Consider the following 19698-nt stretch of genomic DNA (forward strand, 5'->3'; position numbering starts at 1 on the left):
AACACAGGAGGCGTACGCGTAGTAAGGCCGCCCGCGGCCGCACGGAGCAGTGGCGCCGACCAGAACACAGGAGGCGTACGCGTAGTAAGGCCGTCCGCGGCCGCACGGAGCAGTGGCGTACGCGTAGCGGGGAACTCGTGATTCCGCGTGGATCAACTTCGCAGGCAGGGACCAAGATGACCACTCCTGCCACATCCGTCCCACGCCGGGCAAGTTGATCCATGCGGCGGGCAGCAGACGGCCAGCAGCGACGGTGACGTAGGTCACGTCCAGGGTTACCATCGGCCCATGAGGGCTCGGTTCGTGGGCTTCCTGTTGATGGTCGCGGCACTGATCGGCGTGCTGGCCGGCCATAGCCTCATTCGCACCGATCTCGCCGGCCACGCGGTCGGTCTCGACGTCCCGGGCGCGCCGAAGGTCGGCGACTGCGTGTTGTCGGTGGCACCGCCGGATTTCGACACCCCGATCACCACGGCTGTCTTCGGATCCTGTCGCGGCGTGGTCGCCGGTGAGGTCGCCTCGGTGCGGGCCGGTGCCGCTCCGGAGATCGACGACTCGGTGGGCAGTCTGATGGGGACCGCCGGCTCCTGCTGGGCCGATGCGTCCCGATACATCGGGTTGCCCGTCGTCGACGGTTCGGCCGCCTTGCCGGCCGGCTTCCTTCCCACCTCGGTGGTGGCCTGGGAGCCGGAGTTGCAGGTGCGGGGACAACGGATCCGGGCCGACGCGCTGCAGCGAGCCACAGGCCGGGACTGGACGGCCTGCCTGGTCCGCCCACAGGACCTGCACGTGTACCTCGGCACCGTGCGGGCGGCCCTGGAACGGGGCGCCGCTCCGGCCGAGTACGCCGACTGCGCAACCGTTCTCGGGCAGGGTTGGTCGGCATCCGTGCCGTGCTCCCAACCGCATCTGACCGAACACCTCGGCTCGGCCATGGTGGCGACCGGGTCGGTCAGTCATTCGGCGCTGCAGAATTCGTGCTCGGCGTTCGCGGCGCGCCTGCTGCAGGTGCCGGATCCGACCTACGGCGGCCAGTTGCAGGTCACGGCGGTGACCGGGAACGTGACGACCTGCGACATCAACAGCATCGGAGACGCGCGGTTGGTCGGCTCCCTGATCGGCCTGGCCGGACGGCCGATCCCGTACGTCAACTGACCAGGGACGATCAGGGTGCAGTCAGCCCGCTCAGGGTGGATTTCAGGGTCGACAGGTCGGTCAGCTGGGTGTACTTGCCGCCTCCGGCCGCGGCGACCTGCGACATGGCATCGGCGCTGACGTCGGCCGACAGTCCGACGATGTCCAGGACCACGTTCTTGTTCTGGGCGGCCAGCGCCGAGACGTCGGCGATCAGGGCCGCTCGGGACAGGCCAGGGGTGGTGTCCTGGCCGTCGGTGACGACCACCACGCGGTTCGGCCGCCCCGCGACGGCGGAGTCGACGGCGTCGGCGTAGGCCGCCTTGATCGCCCCGTACGTCCAGCTGTCTCCGCCCGGAGTCAGGGCGTTGACCGCACTGGTGATGGCCGCTGCGCGGGTGCCGCCCGCGATGGAGTCGGTCAACGGGCCGAGCGGGACCCGTTTCGTGTAGCCGGAGGATCCGTCATCGGTCGAGAACGACCACAGGCCGAATTGATCCGACGGGCTCGCACCGATGACGGCGTTGACGGCCGACTGCATCCAGGTGATGCGCTGCTGGTTGCCCTGGACCGTGTCCATCGAACCGGACGTGTCCAGCACGAGCGTGACCGCCGGACCGGCGGCCGCCGGTGTCGTCTTGACGGTGGGGGTTGGCTTGGTGGTTGGTGCCGTCTTCGTCGGCGTTGTCCGCGTGGTGGCCGGCGCGGTGGTGTTCGGCGTCTTGGTCGGGGTGCTCGTCTGAGCCGGCGTCGGGGTCGTCGTCACGGTCGGCGCGGTGGCGGGAGCAGAGGAAACCGGCAAAGTAGCGGACGACGGGCTCGGATCGGCGGAGGGCGACGTGGACCCCGACGCGGCCGCCCACGCGCTCTGCAACGCGGTACGGGTCTGGGCCGGGGCGTCGGGCAGGGCAATGACCTTCGTCGTCAGGTCCACTCCCGGGACAGTGGTGGAGGCGGCCGATGTCCGCAGATGGTCGGCGGCCAATACGGCCAGTCCTTTCGCGTCGCTCAGGAATCCGTCGAAGGCGGCCGCGGCGTCGGACATGGCGTTGGTGACCCAGGTGGCGGTCAGTGGAATCGGGATGATCTCGTCTCCGGCGGTCGGCCCGGTCGGGTACACGGCGGTGAGCGGGGTCGAACTGGTGGCGTTGTAGGACCCGAGCTGGGACTCGAGCACCGGGACCGCGGTGTAGCCACCCGTCCCGGCGGCCAGACCGGCGAGGGCGGCCGCTGTGGTGTCGGGTGCCCCGGTCGAGGCGCCGGCGAGCCGTTGCAGCGTCGATGACGCTCCCGTCACGGCGGCGTCATCGATCGCGGTGGTCCGTCCATTCGAAGCCGCGACCAGCGACTCCAGTGCATCGACCGACGCCCGGTTCGCCTTCGGGTCGGGGACGGCCAGCACCAGCGACGACGTGCCGTCGGCCAGCGAGGACCAGCTGACCGCGGTGGACGGAGCGGCACGGACCGCCAGGACCACCGGCGAGGTACCCAGCGGCGTGTTGGTGTGCCCGGCCGTCATGGCCGAGCGACTGGCATCAACCAGCTTGACGTCGCTCGTCGTGTCGACCACCCAGAGACCGGGCGCCGGCGTCGACTGACCCGTCCATCCACTGGCCAGGGCGGCGGCCGCTTCGGCGCCGTCCGTGGTGGTGACCGACACCGACACGCAGGTCGACCGAGCGACCGGCGCGGTCGCGTTGAAGGCGGCGGCGGCATCGGTGACGGCCTTCGCCGCGCCCGGGGAGGCCGTGACCGGAAGGACGGTGCTACCGGTGCAGGCGGCGGTCTTCTTGCCCGGATCGATGATGACGAAGTAGGCCGTGGTGAGGCCGGCGACGAGCAGGACGGCGACCGCCACCACGATCGGCCAGGCCGCCACGCGGCGACGGCTTTCCGCGTTCGCGTGGCGGCCCATCGAAACCTCTTCTCTGTGCGCCGGGGCGGCGCGGGACGGCCTGGGGTGGTCAGCGGGGGTGTGCCCATGATCGGCGTGGACCCCAACTGTAGCCAGACGTCAACGGGCCGGCGTGTCCCGGCGTTCCTGACGCCCGGACATTTGACGGTTGCCGGCCGATCCCGATCGCTGCTCCGACAGCGCGCGTCAGCCGCTCGGATCCCGCCCCGGGGCTCAGGGTCGGGGTAGGGGCGGTGCCTGGTTTCGGCTGGGGATGATCCGGAAAATCCACGCTGACCGGGGCCGAAGGTGCAAGCTGGTTCCATCACCTGACACGATGGTGCCCAGTAGGCCGCGGCGTGCCGTCCGGCCAGTAATGCGAAAGATGCGAGAGGACTCCAGCGATGGCCAACCCATTCGTCAAGGGATGGAAGTACTTGATGGCGCTGTTCTCGTCGAAGGTGGACGAGTACGCCGATCCGAAGGTGCAGATCCAGCAGGCGATCGAGGATGCGCAGCGTCAGCACGCCGCCCTCTCCCAGCAGGCGGCCGCGGTGATCGGCAACCAGCGTCAGCTGGAGATGAAGCTGACCCGCCAGATGGGCGACGTGGAGCGGTTCCAGGCCTCGGCGCGTCAGGCGCTCGTGCTGGCCGACGAGGCGCGGGCCAAGGGCGACGCGGCCAAGGCGGCCCAGTACGAGCAGACCGCCCAGACGTTCGCCACTCAGCTGGTGGCCGCCGAGCAGCAGATGGAAGACCTGAAGACCATGCACGACCAGGCCCTCCAGTCGGCCGAGCAGGCCAAGAAGGCCGTCGAGAACAATGCGATGGCCCTGCAGACCAAGCTGGCCGAGCGCACCAAGCTGCTCTCCCAGCTGGAGCAGGCCAAGATGCAGGAGCAGGTGTCGGCGTCGCTGAGCTCGATGTCGCAGCTGTCCGCGCCGGGCAACACCCCCTCGCTGGACGAGGTCCGCGACAAGATCGAACGTCGCTATGCCAACGCCCTGGGATCCGCCGAGCTCAGTCAGAACTCGGTCGAGGGCCGCATGCTCGAGGTGCAGAAGTCGACTCTCGACATGGCCGGCGCGTCCCGCCTTGACCAGCTGCGCGCGCAGCTGCACCCTGAGCTGTCCGGCCAGCAGGCGCGGGCCATCGATCAGTCAGCGACCGCCGCGCCGGCGAGCCCGGGGATCGACATCAACAAACAAGGCTGATGGGGATCAAGCCCACCGCCCGCGCCCTTCGGAACTCGGTTCTCAAGGGCGCTGCCGGGCCGACCGTGGCCAGTGCGCTGTCCCGTGGCGTGGAGACGGCCGGGCAGGTCGGCGCCAGTGCGGCCGAGTTTTTGCGAGTCCGCCGCGATCCGGCCGAGGTGGCGCGCCGCCGACACCGGGCCGCGGTGCGCCGGGCCAACATCTGGGGCGCCGGGACGGCGATCGGGGTGGCCGGGGGAGCGGCCGTGACCGTGGGGCTGGTCCGGGACGGTGTGACCGTGTCGGCAGTGTTCGCCCTGATCCTGTTGCTGGCGTTGACCGTCTGGTGTGCCCTCGGCCTCGTCCGGGCGCTCCGCACCGTGCGGGCCAAGGCCCGCATCGTCCGGGAGCTTCCGCCACCGGCGCCCGCTCGGCGTCCGGTGGCCTCGGCCATCCGGGCCGAGATCGCCCGGCTCGACTCCTATTCGGACGGCCTGCGCGAACTGATCCTGCTGATGCCGGACGACCGGAGCGTCGCCGACCTGCGCGGCGACGTCCTCGGCGCGGCCGATGAGGCGGAACGGCTGCTCCGCCGTCAGGCCAACGAGTTCACTCTGCTGCGCAAGACCGCGGCCGGTCGTGACGTCCCGGCTTCGGTCCAGGCGACTTCGGAGAACCTGGTGGCCCATATCCGGTACGGGGTCGAGCACTACGGCCGTCTGGTGTCGGCGGCGACCGACACCGTGGTCGCCTCGGCCCAGCTCAACCGTGCAGTGGCCGATCTGCAGCCGACCACCGATCGACTGCGCGCCCTGTCGATGGGTATGAAAGAAATCGCTGCCCACGCCCGACCGCCGATGTGACCGGTCCGGCGTTCTCGGCCGGTCGGACGCCCCGCGCATTCGAAGGTGTCGGGTCGGGTGAAAGCGGTGCGGTTGAATCGACCGTCATGGCAGACTGCCGATCAGGCGCGCATCCGCGCGCGGACCCTTCCGATGGGCGTGGACGGACAGGTGAGGGCGGCCGGTGGACGTACTGGGCATCGACTTCGGGACGTCCAACACGGTCGCCGTTCTCGCCGGCGACGGACGGCCGCCGCGAGTTCTGGCGATCGACGGGATCGGCTGGCTTCCGTCCTGCATCTACGTCGACGACGACGGCACACTGACCGTCGGTCGTGACGCCGAGCGGAAGGCCCGGCTCGCCCCGGAACGCTTCGAGTCCAACCCGAAGCGCCGGATCGACGACGGGGAGATCCTGCTGGGGGTGCGCGTCGTCCCGGTGGTCGACGCGATCGCCGCCATTCTGCGCCGGGTGATCGACGAGGCCCGCCGCCAGTTGAACGGTCGCTCGCCCGACCAGATCAACCTGACCCATCCCGCGCAGTGGGGAGCGGCGAGGCAGAACATCCTGCTGGCCGCGGCACGGTCGGCCGGCCTCGGTCCGGCGCTGGCCCTGATCCCGGAACCGGTGGCCGCCGCGGCCCATTTCTCGTCCCTGCCCGGCAAGAGCATGGTGCCCGGGTCGAGTCTGGCCGTGTACGACCTCGGCGGTGGCACCTTCGACTGCGCCGTCGTCGGGTCGACCTCGTCCGGCTTCACCGTTCTCGCCGAGGCGGGCCTGGCCGACGTGGGGGGCGTCGACTTCGACCAGGCTGTCGTCGACCACCTGGGCCGGACCGTCTCGGCGCAGGATCCGGCCAAGTGGCAGGCCCTGTCCCGGCCACGCAACTCGGCCGACCGGCGGGGGGCGCGATCGCTGCGGGAAGACGTCAGGGCGGCCAAGGAGACGCTGTCCCGATACGCCCAGACCGATCTGCCGCTACCGGACCCGTTCGACGACACCCTGCTGACCCGCAAGGAATTCGAGGGACTGGTGCGGCCGGTGATCGCGCGGACCGTCGAGGTGCTGGCCGAGACCATCGGCCGGGCCGGGCTGTCCCCGGATCGGCTCGGAGGTATCTACCTCGTCGGCGGGTCCAGCCGCATCCCGCTGGTGGCCGGGATGATCACCGAACGGCTCGGCGTGGTGCCGACCACCCTGGACCAACCGGAGACCGCGGTGGCGATGGGGGCGGCCCTGATCCCGGCGACGGGCCGGTCGGGTCAGGGACGCACCGAGTTCCTCGGTGGCCCGGGCGGGGCGGGGCCGACGCCGGGTCCCTCGGCCGCCGGGCCGCAGTGGAGCCGACCCGGCCCGCCGCAGCCGGCCGGCGCGCAGCATCCGCCGCCCGGGCCGGCCTTCACCGGCTCTCCGGGGGCCTATGGCCCGGCCGGCGCGCAGTATCGGTCCGGTCCGCAACCGGCGGTACCGTCCGGAACCTCCGATCGCAAGAAGCGGAACCGCATGATCCTCATCGCGGTTGCGGTGGTCGCGATCCTGGGCGCCGGGGCCGGCATCGTGATCGCCACCCAGTCGAACTCCAGCGCGGACGGGCCGACCTCCAGCCCGGCCTCCAGTCCGGCCGTCTCGGCCGGCACCTCGACTTCTCCGGGGACCACCAGGACCTCGCCGAACTCCAGCCGTACGACTCCGTCGGGTTCCTGCGCCACGACCACGGACGCGACCGGGGTCACCGACTGCATGAAACCGATGCTCGGCAAGCTGACCGAGTTGAAGTGCTCGAAGAACACCCAGGCACTCGGCCTGACCGAGGACACCATCAAGTACATCGAGACCGTCACGACCGCCTGGACCGCCTGCATCGACGAATCGGCCGGCTACGCCGCGGTCATCTTCCAGGGCACCAACGCGACCGGCCGGGACACCCTTTGGTCGTACGTGCTCAAGCAGTTCACCGAATCGCGCAAGGGCAACTGGACGGCCGCCGACGGGTCGGGCCGGTACTCCGCCGGAACGACTTCGAGCGACGTCTCGCTGGTGGCCTGGGAGGATGCCAACCTGCCGGTGGTGGCGTTCATGGGTGCCTCCGGCGGCGTCGACGCGCTGATCTCGTACTGGAAGGGCGAACTCGGCGCCACCGTCACCAGCTGAGGCCCGCCCCGACGGTGACCGGGAGCGGCCGGCGGTTCGGATGCGGCCGGTAGCATCGGTTGATATGCGCCTCACCGAGTTCCGTGCCCTGATGACGGCCCATTTCGGGACGCACAGAGCCGCGTCGGTGGCGGCCGACCACGTGTTCGGCTCGCTGGGTGGACGGACCGCCGACGAGGCGTTGAACGCCGGCGAGAACCCGAAACGGGTGTGGCGGATCGTCTGCGAGACGTTCGACGTCCCGGCGGAATTGCACCACGGTCTGCCGGACTGAAACGGGGGCGGAGCACCGCCGCTCGGCCGTGCCGGTGTCGGCGGCTCCGGTCCGCGACACGCCGCGCCGATGACTGGCACCTCGAACATCTGTACGTCTACAGTTGTCCCCATACCTGTTGGTTGTCCACAAATCGCGGCGGCCAGGGGCGACTGTCGGTGCTCGGTTCTACCGTCGGTCAGGACAGCACAACAGACATCACGCCAGGCCCATCAGCCGGCGAGTAGAAAACGAAAGGTACGGGGTTGGGCCATGTCGGCACCGGATCGTGAGAAAGCACTCGGCATCGCGCTAGCGCAGATCGAGAAGCAGTTCGGCAAGGGATCGGTGATGCGCCTCGGTGACGAGGGTCGCGCACCGGTGGAGGTGATTCCGACCGGCTCGATCGCGCTGGACGTGGCGCTCGGCATCGGTGGTCTGCCCCGTGGGCGTGTGGTGGAGATCTACGGCCCGGAATCCTCGGGCAAGACGACGGTCACCCTGCACGCGGTGGCCAGTGTGCAGGCGGCCGGCGGTATCGCAGCCTTCATCGACGCGGAGCACGCCCTGGATCCGGAATACGCCAAGGCGCTCGGGGTCGACACCGACTCGCTGCTGGTGTCTCAGCCGGACACCGGCGAGCAGGCGCTGGAGATCGCCGACATGCTGATCCGGTCCGGCGCCATCGACCTGGTCGTGGTCGACTCGGTCGCCGCACTGGTGCCCCGGGCCGAGATCGAGGGGGAGATGGGCGACAGCCACGTCGGTCTCCAGGCCCGCCTGATGTCGCAGGCGCTCCGCAAGATCGCCGGTGCCCTCAACAACACCAACACGACGATGATCTTCATCAACCAGCTGCGCGAGAAGATCGGCGTCATGTTCGGCTCGCCCGAGACCACGACCGGTGGTAAGGCGCTGAAGTTCTACGCTTCGGTCCGTCTGGACATCCGCCGCATCGAGGCTCTGAAGGACGGCACCGACGTGGTCGGTAACCGGACCAGGGTCAAGGTGGTCAAGAACAAGATGGCCCCGCCGTTCAAGCAGGCCGAGTTCGACATCATCTACGGCCAGGGCATCTCCCGCGAGGGTTCGCTGATCGATGTGGGTGTCGAGCAGGGGCTCGTTCGCAAGGCCGGCGCCTGGTACACGTACGACGGCGAGCAACTCGGCCAGGGCAAGGAGAACGCGCGGAACTTCCTGCGCGAGAACCCGGATGTGGGAGAAGAGATCGAGAAGCGGATCAAGGAGAAGCTCGGCGTCGGCGCTCGTATCGACGACGACACCGTTGCCCCCGCTCCGGTCGACTTCTGATCGGTCGGCTTCGGAACGACGGATGGGCTGGGTCGAGTACGTGGTCGACCCAGCCGTCAAGGGTGAGAGATGAACGACGACGACCGAGAAGAGCGACTTCGAGTCCTGGCCGCGCAGATCGCAGAGGTCGAGCGGTCTTCGACGGCGGAAGCCCCGGCCCCCGATCGCCCCGTCGGTGGTTCGGCCGCGGTTGGTGAGCAGGTCACCGCGGCGCGCGCGATCTGCCTCCGGCTGCTGGCCGTGGCCCCTCGTCCGCGGGCCGGGCTCGCACAGGCGATGAAACGCAAGGAAGTACCCGAAGATGTGGCGCAGGACGTTCTCGACTGGCTCACCCAGGTCGGTCTGGTCGATGACGTCGCCTACGCGCACAGCTTCGTCCGTACCAAGCACCGCGACCGGGCGCTGAGCAGCGCGGCCCTGCGGACCGAGCTTCGGCGGCTCGGCGTCGACGACGAATCGATGGCCGACGCGGTCGAGACCGTTGACCAGCAGGCGGAGCGCACCCGGGCGGCGGAACTGATCGCCAAGCGGGTCGACGCCGCGATGGCGGTCGGTCCGTTGGCGGCCAAACGGCGTCTGCTGGGTCTGCTCGCCCGGCGGGGCTATCCCGCCGACATCGCGATCCCGGTGGTCGACCAGGCCATCGCCGGCTATCTGGACGGCGGCGATCGGTTCTCGTTGGCATCCTCGGACGCCGTCTGAACGACGAACCACCGAGCCCACTTCACCTGTGCGCAGCGGGTCAGCTTGACCCGTCATGAGGACGTCCTTAACCTCAAAGTCACAGGAGAATCACGAAGCGCGCGCCGCGAGTCAGTGCGTGATCGATAGCGGTGCACCTTCGCCGCATTTGCCCACTTCATAGGGCCAAGCGGGGCAGACCTCCATAGGGCTGCCCCGAGATGGTCGACGCCCAGACGGCGTGCGCCCGCGATCCTCCCTCCGTCCACGGACGGCGACAACAAGGGAGGTGTCATGCCGAACGCCTTGATAGTCGTTCTTGCCGTGGCGCTGGTGGTGGCTCTGGCCGCCTTGATAGTGATCCTCAAACGGCAAACTTCAGCGCCGACGCTCGACGAGAACGCAATCCGCAGGCTTTTGACCGAAACGATGGACGCATCCGGCTCACGGGAGTCGGCCGGACAACACGCGGCCACACCGACCGCCGAGCCGACGCCTGGAGGCCCACCCGCTCCGGTGGTCCTCAGTCCCGAGGATCGGGAAGCATTGAATCTGCTCCGCCAGGAGGCCTCGGCCGCTGCGGCCGAGATCCGTCGCGTGGCGGCCGACGCTGCCGACTCGACGCGGGAACGATCGATCGCCGACGCGGCCCGGCTCCGAGCCGAAGCCCGGGCCGAGGCCGAGAAGACCATCGAGGCGGCCCGGTCAGAGGCCGCCGCGCTGCGCGCCGGCCTCCAGGCGGAACGCCACCGCCTCGCACAGGAGGCGATGGATGGGCTGGCCGTCGAGCGCCAGGAACTGCAGGACGCGCAGCAACGCCTGCGGGCGACGGCCGCGTTGCTCAACGACGAACAGAAGGCACTGACGGCCGAACAGGAGCGCCTGCGCGCCGAACGACAGGAACTCAGTCAGTCGCGTTCCGCGGTCGAGTCCCGGGAGGGCGACCTCCGTCAGCAAGCCGCTGATCTGGCCGCCCGAGCGGCCGATCTGGACGCCCGCAGCGAGGAGTTGCAGCAGCAACTTCAGGCCGGTGCGGCCGAACTGACCCGGATCTCCGGTCTCACCATCCCGGCCGCCCGGGCCGAGTTGCTGGCCTCGCAGGAGGACGCGGTCCGCCGCGACGCGGCGTTCATGATCCGCCGCGTGGAGAGCGAGGCCGAGGCCACGGCCAAGGTCCGGGCCAGGGCGATCGTGTCCGAGGCGGTGCAACGCGTCGCGTCCGACCAGACCGCGCAGACCGTCGTCTCGGTCGTGCATCTGCCGGCCGACGAGGTGAAGGGTCGGATCATCGGCCGTGAGGGCCGCAACATCCGGACGTTCGAGACGATCACCGGCGTCAACGTGATCATCGACGACACCCCCGAGGCGGTGCTGCTGTCCTGTTTCGACCCGGTGCGCCGCGAGGTCGGACGCATCACCCTGCAGATGCTGATCGACGACGGCCGGATCCACCCGCACCGGATCGAGGAGGCCTTCGAACGGGCCGGGGACGAGGTCGACGCGCTCTGTCGACGGGCCGCCGAGGACGCGATGCTCGATGTGGGAATCTCCGACCTGCATCCGGAACTGGTGAACCTGATCGGCCGGCTGAAGTACCGGACCTCCTACGGGCAGAACGTGTTGGGGCATCTGGTCGAGACCTCGCACATCGCGCGGATCATGGCGTCCGAGATGGGCATCGACCCGAAGATCGTGGCTCGCGGTGCCTTCCTGCACGACATCGGAAAGGCGTTGACCCACGAGGCCCAGGGATCGCACGCCATTGTCGGAGCCGAGCTGGCCCGCAAGTACGGCGAATCCGAGGCGGTGGCCCACTGCATCGAGGCCCACCACGACGAGGTGCCTCCGAGCACCGTCGAGGCCGTCCTGACCCAGGCTGCGGACTCCTGCTCCGGCGGCCGGCCGGGGGCACGCCGCGAGTCACTGGAGTCGTACGTCCAGCGGCTCGAGCGGATCGAGGCAATCGCCGGGGCGAAGAAGGGCGTGGAGAAGGTCTTCGCCATGCAGGCCGGTCGAGAACTGCGCGTGATGGTCAAGCCGGAGGTGGTCGACGACCTCGAGGCCCATGTGTTGGCCCGCGAGGTGGCCAAGCAGATTGAAGAGGAGCTGACCTATCCCGGTCAGGTCCGGGTGACCGTCATCAGGGAGTCGCGGGCGACCGAAATCGCTCGCTGAATCGAATCGCAGGTCCGGCGCCCCGATCGCATCAGCGGCCGGGGCGCAGGGCGTCTCAGGGGCGGTTCGGATCAGGCGGCCTGCGGGCCGCGGCCGCTGCCGACCGGCCCGGCGAAGACCTGCGCGATGTCCAGCCACTGGTCGGCCGGCCCATCGGTCGCGACGAGCGCGAGGTCGTCACGGTGGCGCCGCTGGGTGACCAGGAGACAGAAGTCCAGAGCCGGTCCGCTGATCCGGTCGCGGGCCTTCGCCGGTCCCCACGTCCAGGAAGCGCCGTCCGGAGCGATCAGTTCGACGCGGAATACGGACGGCGGATTGCGCAGTCCGCGGAGGGAGAACGCGAAGTCGCGGGTTTGTAGCCCCAACTCCGCCACATGCTTCAGGCGAGGAGTGGCCACCGGGCCCAGCCCGAGCGCATCGGTGACGTCAAGGCCGTGGGCCCAGGTCTCCATGAGCCGGGACGAGGCCAGCTCGGCGGCGCCAAGGGGGGGACCGAACCAGGGGATCCGGGCGTCGGGCGGCAGTTCGTACAGCGCGTTGAGCAGGTCGGACCGGCCCTTGCGCCAGGTCTCCAGCAACTCCGCCGCCTCGCGGCCGGACTCCGAGGTCGCTGCGGCGTCGATCGCGGCGTGCGGATCGGGGCCGAGCGCTTCGGTCTGCCGGGTGAATCCGGCCGGATCCCGGCAGGCGGAGGTAGTGATCCGGTCGGTCCACAGCAGGTGGCCGATCTGATGCGCGATGGTCCAGCCCGGGGAGGGGGTCGGGGTGGACAGGTCCACGCCGTCGCCGCTCACCAGGTCGTCCAACTGGTTGCCTTCGGCCTCGAGGTCTATGAGTGCGAGCGTGAGTTCTTCCGTTGTCGCCGCCATGTTCGCTCCTTCGCCATCCGTGAGTCTCGGACCGGCCGCGCCGACGCCATCGAGAGCGGCCGGGACACAGCTCTACCCCTGTGGTTCGCAGGCAGCAGCCCTCAGGGTTTGGTGGTTGGCGTGACTTTTCTGCGCCGTCGCGGACCAGCCCGGCAGCTCGGGCCTATGGAACGGCACCGCCGATGACGAGGCCGGCCGATCCGGCACCCGGGGTGTCCTGCGGGCCGCCCGGTCGTTGTCCGCCGCGGGTCCGCAGACGACGTTCCAGATACGACGCGGCCAGGCCGAGTGCCAGGTTCAACGCAATGTAGATCGCGGCGATCACGACGTAGGTGGGCAACAGGTTCTTGTAGAAGCTGGCCGCCGTGCCGCCGGCCCGTCGCAACTCGACGTATCCGACCAGGATTCCACCCAGGGCCGTGTCCTTCAGGATCACCACCATCTGGCTGACCACCGACGGCAGCATGACGGTGACGGCCTGCGGCAGCAGGATGGCCGTCATGGTCTGGGACTTCGTCAGGCCGATCGCGGCCGCGGCTTCGGATTGACCTCGGGGCAGCGAACGAAGACCGGCCCTGACGATCTCGGCCAGCACCGAGCCGTTGTAGAGCACCAGTCCGATCACCACGCCGGCCAATGGGCTGGAGGCGGAGAACAGCGTGAACCACAGGGTGAAGGCGAACAGCATCAGGATCAGCACTGGGATGGCCCGGAAGAACTCCACCACCACCCCGGCCGGCCAGCGGATCCAGGCGTGGTCGGACATCCGCGCGATACCGAGCAGGGCACTGATCGGCAGCGCGATGACGACACTGAGCAGCGCCGCCTTGACGGTGTTCCACAGGCCGGGGAGCAGGTAGGTCGTCCAGGTCGAGCCCTGGGTGAACGGCTTCCATTTCGCCCAGTCCAACTGACCCTTGCTGCCGAGCACCGACAGCATCCACCACAGGGCCGCGAGCAGCAGCGCGGCGAACAGCACGGACAGCACCAGGTTCAACCGCCGCGCCCGCGGGCCGGGAGCGTCGTAGAGGACGGTCGGTTCGGTCATCGGTGCACCGCCACTCGTTTGGCCACCCAGCCGAGCAGCAGCCCGATCGGCAGCGTCAGGGCGATGAAGCCGAAGGCGATCACCAGGAACACCGCGGTGAACTTGTCCGACTCGTTCTCGACGAGGGTGTTCATCAGCAGGGCAGCCTCGGCCACGCCGATGGCCGAGGCCACCGTGGTGTTCTTGGTCAGCGCGATCAGCACGCTGGCCAGGGGGGCGATCACCGCTCGGAAGGCCTGTGGCAGCACGATGATGCCCAGGACCTGGGTGAACTTCATCCCGATGGCCCGGGCGGCCTCGGCCTGCCCGGGCGGCACCGTGTTGATGCCGGACCGGATCGCATCCGAGACGAAAGTCGAGGTGTAGAGCACAAGGCCGAGGACGGCGAGCCGGAAGTTCTGGGTGTCCAGGAAGCCCTGCGGGTTCACCCTGGGCTGCCGGGACGCGAGCTTCAGGCCGAGTTGGGAGTACAGCACCTGCGACATCATGATGATGATCACCGTGAGCGGGATGTTCCGGACGATGTTCACGTAACCGGCGGCGAAGCCCCTCATCAGGGGCACCGGGCAGACGCGCATGGTGGCCAGCACGGTGCCGAGGACCAGCGACCCGATGGCCGCCCAGAAGGTGAGCTGGACCGTCACCCAGAACGCGGCCCAGATGTCGTACTTCGGATTCGACAGGAAGTCGAAATTCACGCCTCAGCCATCCTTTCGCGGACAGTACCAACGACTCTCGATGCACGACACGGGAGCGCGGCGCCGCCGGGCGATCGGCGTCCGGCGGCGCCGAACGCGGTCAACCGACGGTGGGAGCGGCGGGAATCTTGTAACCGGACGGGCCGACGGTGGATTCCAGGGCCTTCTTCCAGGAGCCGTCGGCAATCATCTTCTTGATTGCGCTGTTGATGGCGGCGGTTCCGGCGGTGTCACCCTTCTTCAGTCCGATGCCGTAGTTCTCGTCCGAGAATCCGCTGCCGACCACCTTGAACTCGCCCGGTGACTGCGCAGCGAACCCGGCCAGGATCACGTCGTCGGTGGTCACGGCGTCGACCACCCCGGTCTTGAGTGCCTCGACGCACTCGGCGTAGGTGCCGTACTCCTGCAGCGCCACGTCGGCGGCGTACTTGTCCTTCACCTTCTGGGCCGAGGTCGACCCGGTGACCGAGCAGAGGATCTTGCCCTTCATGGCCTCCGGGCCGGTGATGTCGGTGTTGTCCGCCTTGACCAGCAGATCCTGATGGGCCACGAAGTAGGGGCCGGCGAAGTCGACCTTCTGCTTGCGGGTATCGGTGATCGAGTAGGTGGCCACGATGAAGTCGACCTCACCGCGCTCGATCAGCCCTTCACGCTCGGCCGACTTCGACTCCTTGAAGGTGATGCCCGACGCCTCGACGCCGAGTTGCTTGGCCACGTACTTGGCCACTTCGACGTCGAAGCCGCCGAACGATCCGTCCGGGTTCTTCAGGGCCAGACCGGGTTGGTCGAACTTGATGCCGATCACCAGCTTGGCGGTCTTGGCGTCGGCCAGGACCTTCGACGCCGTCCCGGTCCCGGCCGATGCGCTGGACTGCGGGGCACCGGCCGAGCTCGATGATGCGGCCGGAGCGCTCGACGAAGCGGCCGGTGCACTCGAGGAGCCGGCGGTCGCGGAGGAGGTGCTGGAACTGCCGCAGGCGCTCGCGACCAGGGCGACGACGGTCGCGCCGGCGGCGAGCAGACCGGCGCGCAGCCGACGGCGGTGAGCTGGGGGTGGCGTCTTCATGAGGGTTCCTTCCGGTGTGACGTGCCGGTCGATCCAGCACGGTGGAACGGATGCGAGTGCGACCCCGGGGCCGGGAGCCGACGGCCGAGCCCCGGGTGGTCAGTGGGGGAGGATCTTGGACAGAAAGTCCTTGGCGCGGGCCGACTTCGGGGCCGAGAAGAACTCGTCCGGACCGGCATCCTCGACGATCTCGCCGTCGGACATGAACACCACGCGGTCGGCCGCCCTGCGGGCGAAGCCCATCTCGTGGGTGACGACCAGCATGGTCATCCCGTCACGGGCCAGGGACGTCATCACGTCCAGGACCTCGCCGACCATCTCCGGATCGAGGGCACTGGTCGGCTCGTCGAACAGCATGACCTTGGGCTTCATGGCCAGGGCCCGGGCGATGGCCACCCGCTGTTGCTGGCCGCCGGAGAGCTGAGCGGGCAGCTTCGAGCGCTGCGAGGCGATCCCTACGCGTTCCAGCAGGGACATGCCGAGCTCCTCGGCGGCCGTCTTGCTCATCCCGTGGACCTTGACCGGCCCCAGGGTGACGTTCTCCAGGATGGTCTTGTGCGCGAACAGATTGAACGACTGGAACACCATCCCGACGTCGGCCCGGAGTCGGGCCAGCGCCCTTCCCTCGGCCGGAAGGGCCGTCCCGTCGATCCGAATCGTGCCGGAATCGACCGGTTCGAGACGATTGATGGTGCGGCACAGAGTCGATTTCCCGGATCCGGACGGCCCGAGAACCACCATCACCTGACCGGACGGCACGTCCAGTCGGATCCCCTTGAGCACGTGGAGATCGCCGAAATGCTTCTCCACGTCGATGATCTCGATCATCGGTCGGACGGGTTCGTCCCCGGCTCGCTCCGGCGGAGCGGCCGGGCCGGCTCTTTCCGAATTGCTCGTCACAGTGTCTCCATGGGTCTCATCGCTGGAGGTTCCGTTCGCCGAAATCGAATACGGCGTTCTTTCGACCTTGGCAGAGGAAATGACTTCGAGAGCGAATACGCCTCACATGGTAATCAAACCTTTACTCAGCGATCGCGGCCGGGTGGAATACGCGGCCGGGCCGCGCCGCGTCCCCGCTCGCGCCGGCCGACCGCCGGATGGCCCGGACACGGCCCGACGCGGACGTACCCTGATCTGCGTGAGTGTTGCCACGACCACCCCGACCACGACCGTTGACGTCGCCCCCGACGTGCCGCGCAGCTACCAGGTGCGCACCTACGGCTGCCAGATGAACGTCCACGACTCCGAACGTCTCTCCGGGCTGCTCGAGCAGGCCGGCTATCGTGCGGCCGCCGACGGTGAGGACGCCGACGTCGTCGTGTTCAACACCTGCGCCGTCCGGGAGAACGCCGACAACAAGCTCTACGGCAACCTGGGCATGCTCGCCCCGAAGAAGACCAGCAAGCCCGGCATGCAGATCGCCGTCGGCGGTTGTCTGGCCCAGAAGGACCGCAGCGAGATCATCCGCCGCGCGCCGTGGGTCGATGTGGTGTTCGGGACCCACAACGTCGGCTCGTTGCCGACCCTGCTGGAGCGGGCCCGTCACAACAACGAGGCGCAGCTCGAGATCCTGGACTCGCTGGAGGTCTTCCCCTCGTCGCTACCGGCCAAACGGGACTCGGCCTCGTCGGCCTGGGTGTCGATCTCGGTGGGCTGCAACAACACCTGCACCTTCTGCATCGTCCCGGCACTGCGCGGCAAGGAAACCGATCGGCGGCCGGGAGACATCCTGGCCGAGGTCGGCATGTTGGCCGCCGAGGGTGTGCTGGAGGTGACTCTGCTCGGTCAGAACGTGAACTCCTACGGTGCCGAGTTCGGCGATCGCGGCGCGTTCGCGGACCTGCTGCGGGCCTGCGGGCGGATCGAGGGCATCGAGCGGGTTCGATTCACCTCCCCGCACCCACGCGACTTCACCACCGACGTGATCACCGCGATGGCCCAGACGCCCAACGTCTGCCACCAGTTGCACATGCCGCTGCAATCGGGGTCCGACCGGATCCTGAAGGCGATGCGCCGTTCCTACCGCAGCGAGCGGTACCTGAAGATCCTGGACGAGGTCCGCGGGGCCATGCCGGACGCCGCGATCAGCACCGACATCATCGTCGGCTTCCCGGGGGAGACCGAGGAGGACTTCCAACGGACGCTGGACGTCGCCGAGCAGTCACGGTTCGCGACCGCGTTCACCTTCCAGTACTCGCCCCGCCCGGGTACGCCAGCCGCCACGATGCCCGATCAGGTTCCTCCGGAGGTCGTCACCGAGCGCTATCAGCGCCTCAAGGCGGTCATCGACGCCTCTGCGCTGGCCGGCAACCGCGACCAGATCGGACGAACGGTGGAGGTGCTGGTCGCGGCCGGGGAGGGGCGCAAGGACAGCGCCACCCACCGGCTGTCCGGACGGGCCAGGGACGGCCGCCTGGTGCACTTCGCTGCGGTCGGCGACGCCGTCGACCGCGCGGTCCGGCCGGGTGACGTGGTGACCACCGCGATCACCCAGGCCGCCCCCTACCACCTGGTGGCCGACGGCCCGGTGCTGACCCATCGCCGCACCTTGGCCGGCGACCGGTTCGCCGACGGCATGACGCCGCGCACCCCGGGCGTCGGTCTCGGTCTGCCCACGTTCGGTCGGACGGCCACGCCGGCTCCAGCGCCCGAGACCGGCTGCTCGACCTGCTGAGACGAAGAATGACCTGCTGAGACGAAGAATGACCAGCTGAGAAGACGGATGACCAGCTGAGACGACGGATGCCCGGCTGAGACGGCGGATGTCCGTTTGAGACGGCAGTGCCCCGCTCGAGATCGAGCGGTGCACCGTCATGGTTGAGGTGGAGTCGGTCAGCCGTCGACGGCACTCTGGGCCGCGCTCAGCCACTCTTCCCACTGAACCGCCTGGGCCTCGGCCTCTTTCGCCTTGCGTTCGTTGCCGGCCGCCCTGGCCTTCGCGGCCTGCGCTCGGAACGATTCCACTCGTGAACGGAACTGCTCGACCCGGGCCGTGGTCTCCGGGTCGGTCCGCCGCCAGTGCGAGTCCTCGGCCGAGCGGATCCGATCCTCCACCGCGCGCAAACGCGAGTCGAACTCCTTGATCCGTTCGCGGGGGACCTTTCCGGCGGCCTCCCACCGCTCCTGGATGGAGCGCAGCGCCGCCTTCGCGGCGTCCAGACCGTTGGCCGGGTTGATCTTCTCCGCCTCGGCGAGCAGGCCGTCCTTGATCGCGGCGTTGGTCTCGAATTCGTGGTCCCGCTCGGAGAAGGTCTGGTTCCGGTGCGAGAAGAACTTCTCCTGCGCGGCCCGGAACCGATCCCACAGGGCGTCCTCGACGTCCCTGGGGGCTCGCCCGGACGCCTTCCACTCCTCCATCAGGGTGCGGTACTCGCCGGCCGTCTTGCCCCACTCGGTGGAGTCGGACAAAGCCTCGGCCTTCGCGATGAGCGCCTCCTTGGCCTCGCGAGCGGCACTGCGCTGCTTGTCCAGATCAGCGAAGTGGGTGCCCCGGCGGCGGGTGAACGCATCCCGCGCCTTGGCGAACCGCTTCCAGAGCGCGTCGTCGGTCTTGCGGTCGATGCCCTTGATGGTCCGCCACTCGTCGACGATCTCCTTGAGGCGGTCGCCGGTGGCCTTCCACTGCTCGGACTCGGCCAGGGTCTCGGCCTCGACGCAGAGTGTCTCCTTGGCCGCCACCGCGGCCGCGCGAGCCGCGGCCCGAGCGGTCGACGCTCCGGCGATGGCGGCGTCGGCTGCTCCGATGACGATCTCCAGCCGCGCCGCGGCCGAGTCCAGGTCCCCGATCCCGGCCAGGGTGTCGACGGATTCGCGGAGTTCGATGGCGTGGGTCTTGGTCGCCTTCGGATCGCCGGTTCCGGTGGCCAGGCGCGTCTCCAGCAGGGCGATCTCGGTGGCGAAGTCGTCGAAGCGGCGCGCGAAGTGGGCCAGCCCGGCCTCGGCGTCGCCGGCCTGCCAATTGCCGACGGCGCGCTCGCCCGTCGGTCCGTAGACGTAGACGACGCCGTTCTCGTCGATCCGGCCCCACTTGTGCGGATCGGTCGGCTCGACGGTGGGCTCGACGGTGACGGTGGGAGCGGCTCCGGGTCGGGCCGGCCGGCTGCCCGGCACACCGCCCGGCCGTCCGCCGGACGGGCGCGGGCCGGAGGGGCGCTGGCCGGCCGGGCGAGCCGGCTTGGGGGCCGGGGTTGACGACGGGGTGACGGACGAGTCCGATTCCCCGGACGGCGTCGGCGTCGGCGTCGGCGCCGGTTCCTCCTCAGCGGTGGGAGTCGGGCTCTCGGGCGCGGCTTCCGGAGCCGCCGTGGTGTCCGCCGCACTCGGGGCGTCGGACACGTCCGCGTCGGCCGGTACCGCCGGGGTCGCGTCGGCGGCGACGTTCT

At 69.3% G+C, this 19698-nt stretch carries 16 protein-coding genes; 9 read left to right on the forward strand and 7 right to left on the reverse strand.

Translation table 11 applies throughout. The annotated features are described in order from the left end of the window. Positions 1-288 precede the first annotated feature (288 nt). Positions 289-1155 (forward strand): hypothetical protein, encoded by an 867-nt coding sequence (locus BLS97_RS14685; protein WP_090477063.1) that lies wholly within the window; start codon positions 289-291, stop codon positions 1153-1155. 10 nt (positions 1156-1165) lie between these two features. On the opposite strand, the gene BLS97_RS14690 is transcribed toward BLS97_RS14685, so the two are convergent. Continuing rightward, positions 1166-3049, reverse strand: coding sequence for a VWA domain-containing protein (locus BLS97_RS14690; protein ID WP_157695439.1), 1884 nt, complete (start codon positions 3047-3049; stop codon positions 1166-1168). Positions 3050-3432: 383 nt separating this feature from the next. On the opposite strand from BLS97_RS14690, the gene BLS97_RS14695 reads away from it, so the two are divergent. The 7 genes from BLS97_RS14695 (at position 3433) to rny (ending at position 11635) form a co-directional block, all read left to right on the forward strand. Next, positions 3433-4242 (forward strand): PspA/IM30 family protein, encoded by an 810-nt coding sequence (locus BLS97_RS14695; protein ID WP_090477068.1) that lies wholly within the window; start codon positions 3433-3435, stop codon positions 4240-4242. Further along, positions 4242-5084, forward strand: coding sequence for a phage shock envelope stress response protein PspM (gene pspM, locus BLS97_RS14700; protein WP_090477070.1), 843 nt, complete (start codon positions 4242-4244; stop codon positions 5082-5084). The genes BLS97_RS14695 and pspM overlap by 1 nt, the downstream gene beginning before the upstream one ends. Positions 5085-5247: 163 nt before the next feature. Beyond that, positions 5248-7215: an Hsp70 family protein gene (locus BLS97_RS23545; protein WP_197676189.1), complete on the forward strand. Its 1968-nt coding sequence runs from the start codon at positions 5248-5250 to the stop codon at positions 7213-7215. Positions 7216-7279: 64 nt separating this feature from the next. Continuing rightward, entirely contained in the window at positions 7280-7489 is a 210-nt protein-coding gene (locus tag BLS97_RS14710) for a DUF3046 domain-containing protein (protein ID WP_090477072.1), read from the forward strand. A gap of 252 nt (positions 7490-7741) precedes the next feature. Beyond that, on the forward strand, positions 7742-8779 hold the full coding sequence (gene recA, locus BLS97_RS14715) for a recombinase RecA (protein WP_090477077.1): 1038 nt from the start codon (positions 7742-7744) through the stop codon (positions 8777-8779). A 69-nt stretch (positions 8780-8848) separates the two neighbouring features. Continuing rightward, complete coding sequence (locus tag BLS97_RS14720) at positions 8849-9481, forward strand: regulatory protein RecX (RefSeq protein ID WP_090477079.1); 633 nt, start codon at positions 8849-8851, stop codon at positions 9479-9481. Between the two features lie 273 nt (positions 9482-9754). Continuing rightward, positions 9755-11635 carry a ribonuclease Y gene (gene rny / locus BLS97_RS14725; RefSeq protein WP_090477081.1) on the forward strand — a complete coding sequence of 627 codons (1881 nt, stop codon included), beginning with the start codon at positions 9755-9757 and terminating at the stop codon, positions 11633-11635. Positions 11636-11706: 71 nt separating this feature from the next. Here rny and BLS97_RS14730 read toward each other — a convergent pair whose 3' ends face one another. The 5 genes from BLS97_RS14730 to BLS97_RS14750 form a co-directional block, all read right to left on the reverse strand. Next, positions 11707-12504, reverse strand: coding sequence for a TIGR03084 family metal-binding protein (locus BLS97_RS14730; RefSeq protein ID WP_090477083.1), 798 nt, complete (start codon positions 12502-12504; stop codon positions 11707-11709). A gap of 163 nt (positions 12505-12667) precedes the next feature. Then, positions 12668-13552, reverse strand: a complete 885-nt coding sequence (locus tag BLS97_RS14735) for an amino acid ABC transporter permease (RefSeq protein ID WP_090477086.1) — start codon at positions 13550-13552, stop codon at positions 12668-12670. Further along, on the reverse strand, positions 13549-14250 hold the full coding sequence (locus BLS97_RS14740) for an amino acid ABC transporter permease (protein ID WP_090477088.1): 702 nt from the start codon (positions 14248-14250) through the stop codon (positions 13549-13551). Before BLS97_RS14740 ends, BLS97_RS14735 begins: the two co-directional genes overlap by 4 nt. A 100-nt stretch (positions 14251-14350) precedes the next feature. After that, a complete protein-coding gene (locus BLS97_RS14745; protein WP_090477090.1) occupies positions 14351-15316 on the reverse strand; it encodes a glutamate ABC transporter substrate-binding protein in 966 nt (321 codons plus the stop codon). Positions 15317-15415: 99 nt separating this feature from the next. Beyond that, entirely contained in the window at positions 15416-16144 is a 729-nt protein-coding gene (locus BLS97_RS14750; RefSeq protein WP_090477092.1) for an amino acid ABC transporter ATP-binding protein, read from the reverse strand. Between the two features lie 310 nt (positions 16145-16454). On the opposite strand from BLS97_RS14750, the gene miaB reads away from it, so the two are divergent. Continuing rightward, positions 16455-17990 (forward strand): tRNA (N6-isopentenyl adenosine(37)-C2)-methylthiotransferase MiaB, encoded by a 1536-nt coding sequence (gene miaB, locus BLS97_RS14755; protein ID WP_231988116.1) that lies wholly within the window; start codon positions 16455-16457, stop codon positions 17988-17990. Between the two features lie 158 nt (positions 17991-18148). On the opposite strand, the gene BLS97_RS14760 is transcribed toward miaB, so the two are convergent. Next, positions 18149-19426, reverse strand: coding sequence for a DUF349 domain-containing protein (locus tag BLS97_RS14760; protein WP_407938058.1), 1278 nt, complete (start codon positions 19424-19426; stop codon positions 18149-18151). Positions 19427-19698: the final 272 nt, after the last annotated feature.

Origin of the sequence: Nakamurella panacisegetis, assembly GCF_900104535.1 — a bacterium.
Lineage (GTDB): Bacteria > Actinomycetota > Actinomycetes > Mycobacteriales > Nakamurellaceae > Nakamurella > Nakamurella panacisegetis.

Coding starts and splice junctions, on each gene's coding strand:
- BLS97_RS14730 (WP_090477083.1), bottom strand. CDS start 12,504: ATGGCGGCGACAACGGAAGAACTCACGCTCGCACTCATAGACCTCGAG.
- BLS97_RS14745 (WP_090477090.1), bottom strand. CDS start 15,316: ATGAAGACGCCACCCCCAGCTCACCGCCGTCGGCTGCGCGCCGGTCTG.
- BLS97_RS14695 (WP_090477068.1), top strand. CDS start 3,433: ATGGCCAACCCATTCGTCAAGGGATGGAAGTACTTGATGGCGCTGTTC.
- BLS97_RS14750 (WP_090477092.1), bottom strand. CDS start 16,144: ATGATCGAGATCATCGACGTGGAGAAGCATTTCGGCGATCTCCACGTG.
- rny (WP_090477081.1), top strand. CDS start 9,755: ATGCCGAACGCCTTGATAGTCGTTCTTGCCGTGGCGCTGGTGGTGGCT.
- recA (WP_090477077.1), top strand. CDS start 7,742: ATGTCGGCACCGGATCGTGAGAAAGCACTCGGCATCGCGCTAGCGCAG.
- BLS97_RS14735 (WP_090477086.1), bottom strand. CDS start 13,552: ATGACCGAACCGACCGTCCTCTACGACGCTCCCGGCCCGCGGGCGCGG.
- BLS97_RS14690 (WP_157695439.1), bottom strand. CDS start 3,049: ATGGGCCGCCACGCGAACGCGGAAAGCCGTCGCCGCGTGGCGGCCTGG.
- BLS97_RS14720 (WP_090477079.1), top strand. CDS start 8,849: ATGAACGACGACGACCGAGAAGAGCGACTTCGAGTCCTGGCCGCGCAG.
- BLS97_RS14710 (WP_090477072.1), top strand. CDS start 7,280: ATGCGCCTCACCGAGTTCCGTGCCCTGATGACGGCCCATTTCGGGACG.
- BLS97_RS14685 (WP_090477063.1), top strand. CDS start 289: ATGAGGGCTCGGTTCGTGGGCTTCCTGTTGATGGTCGCGGCACTGATC.
- pspM (WP_090477070.1), top strand. CDS start 4,242: ATGGGGATCAAGCCCACCGCCCGCGCCCTTCGGAACTCGGTTCTCAAG.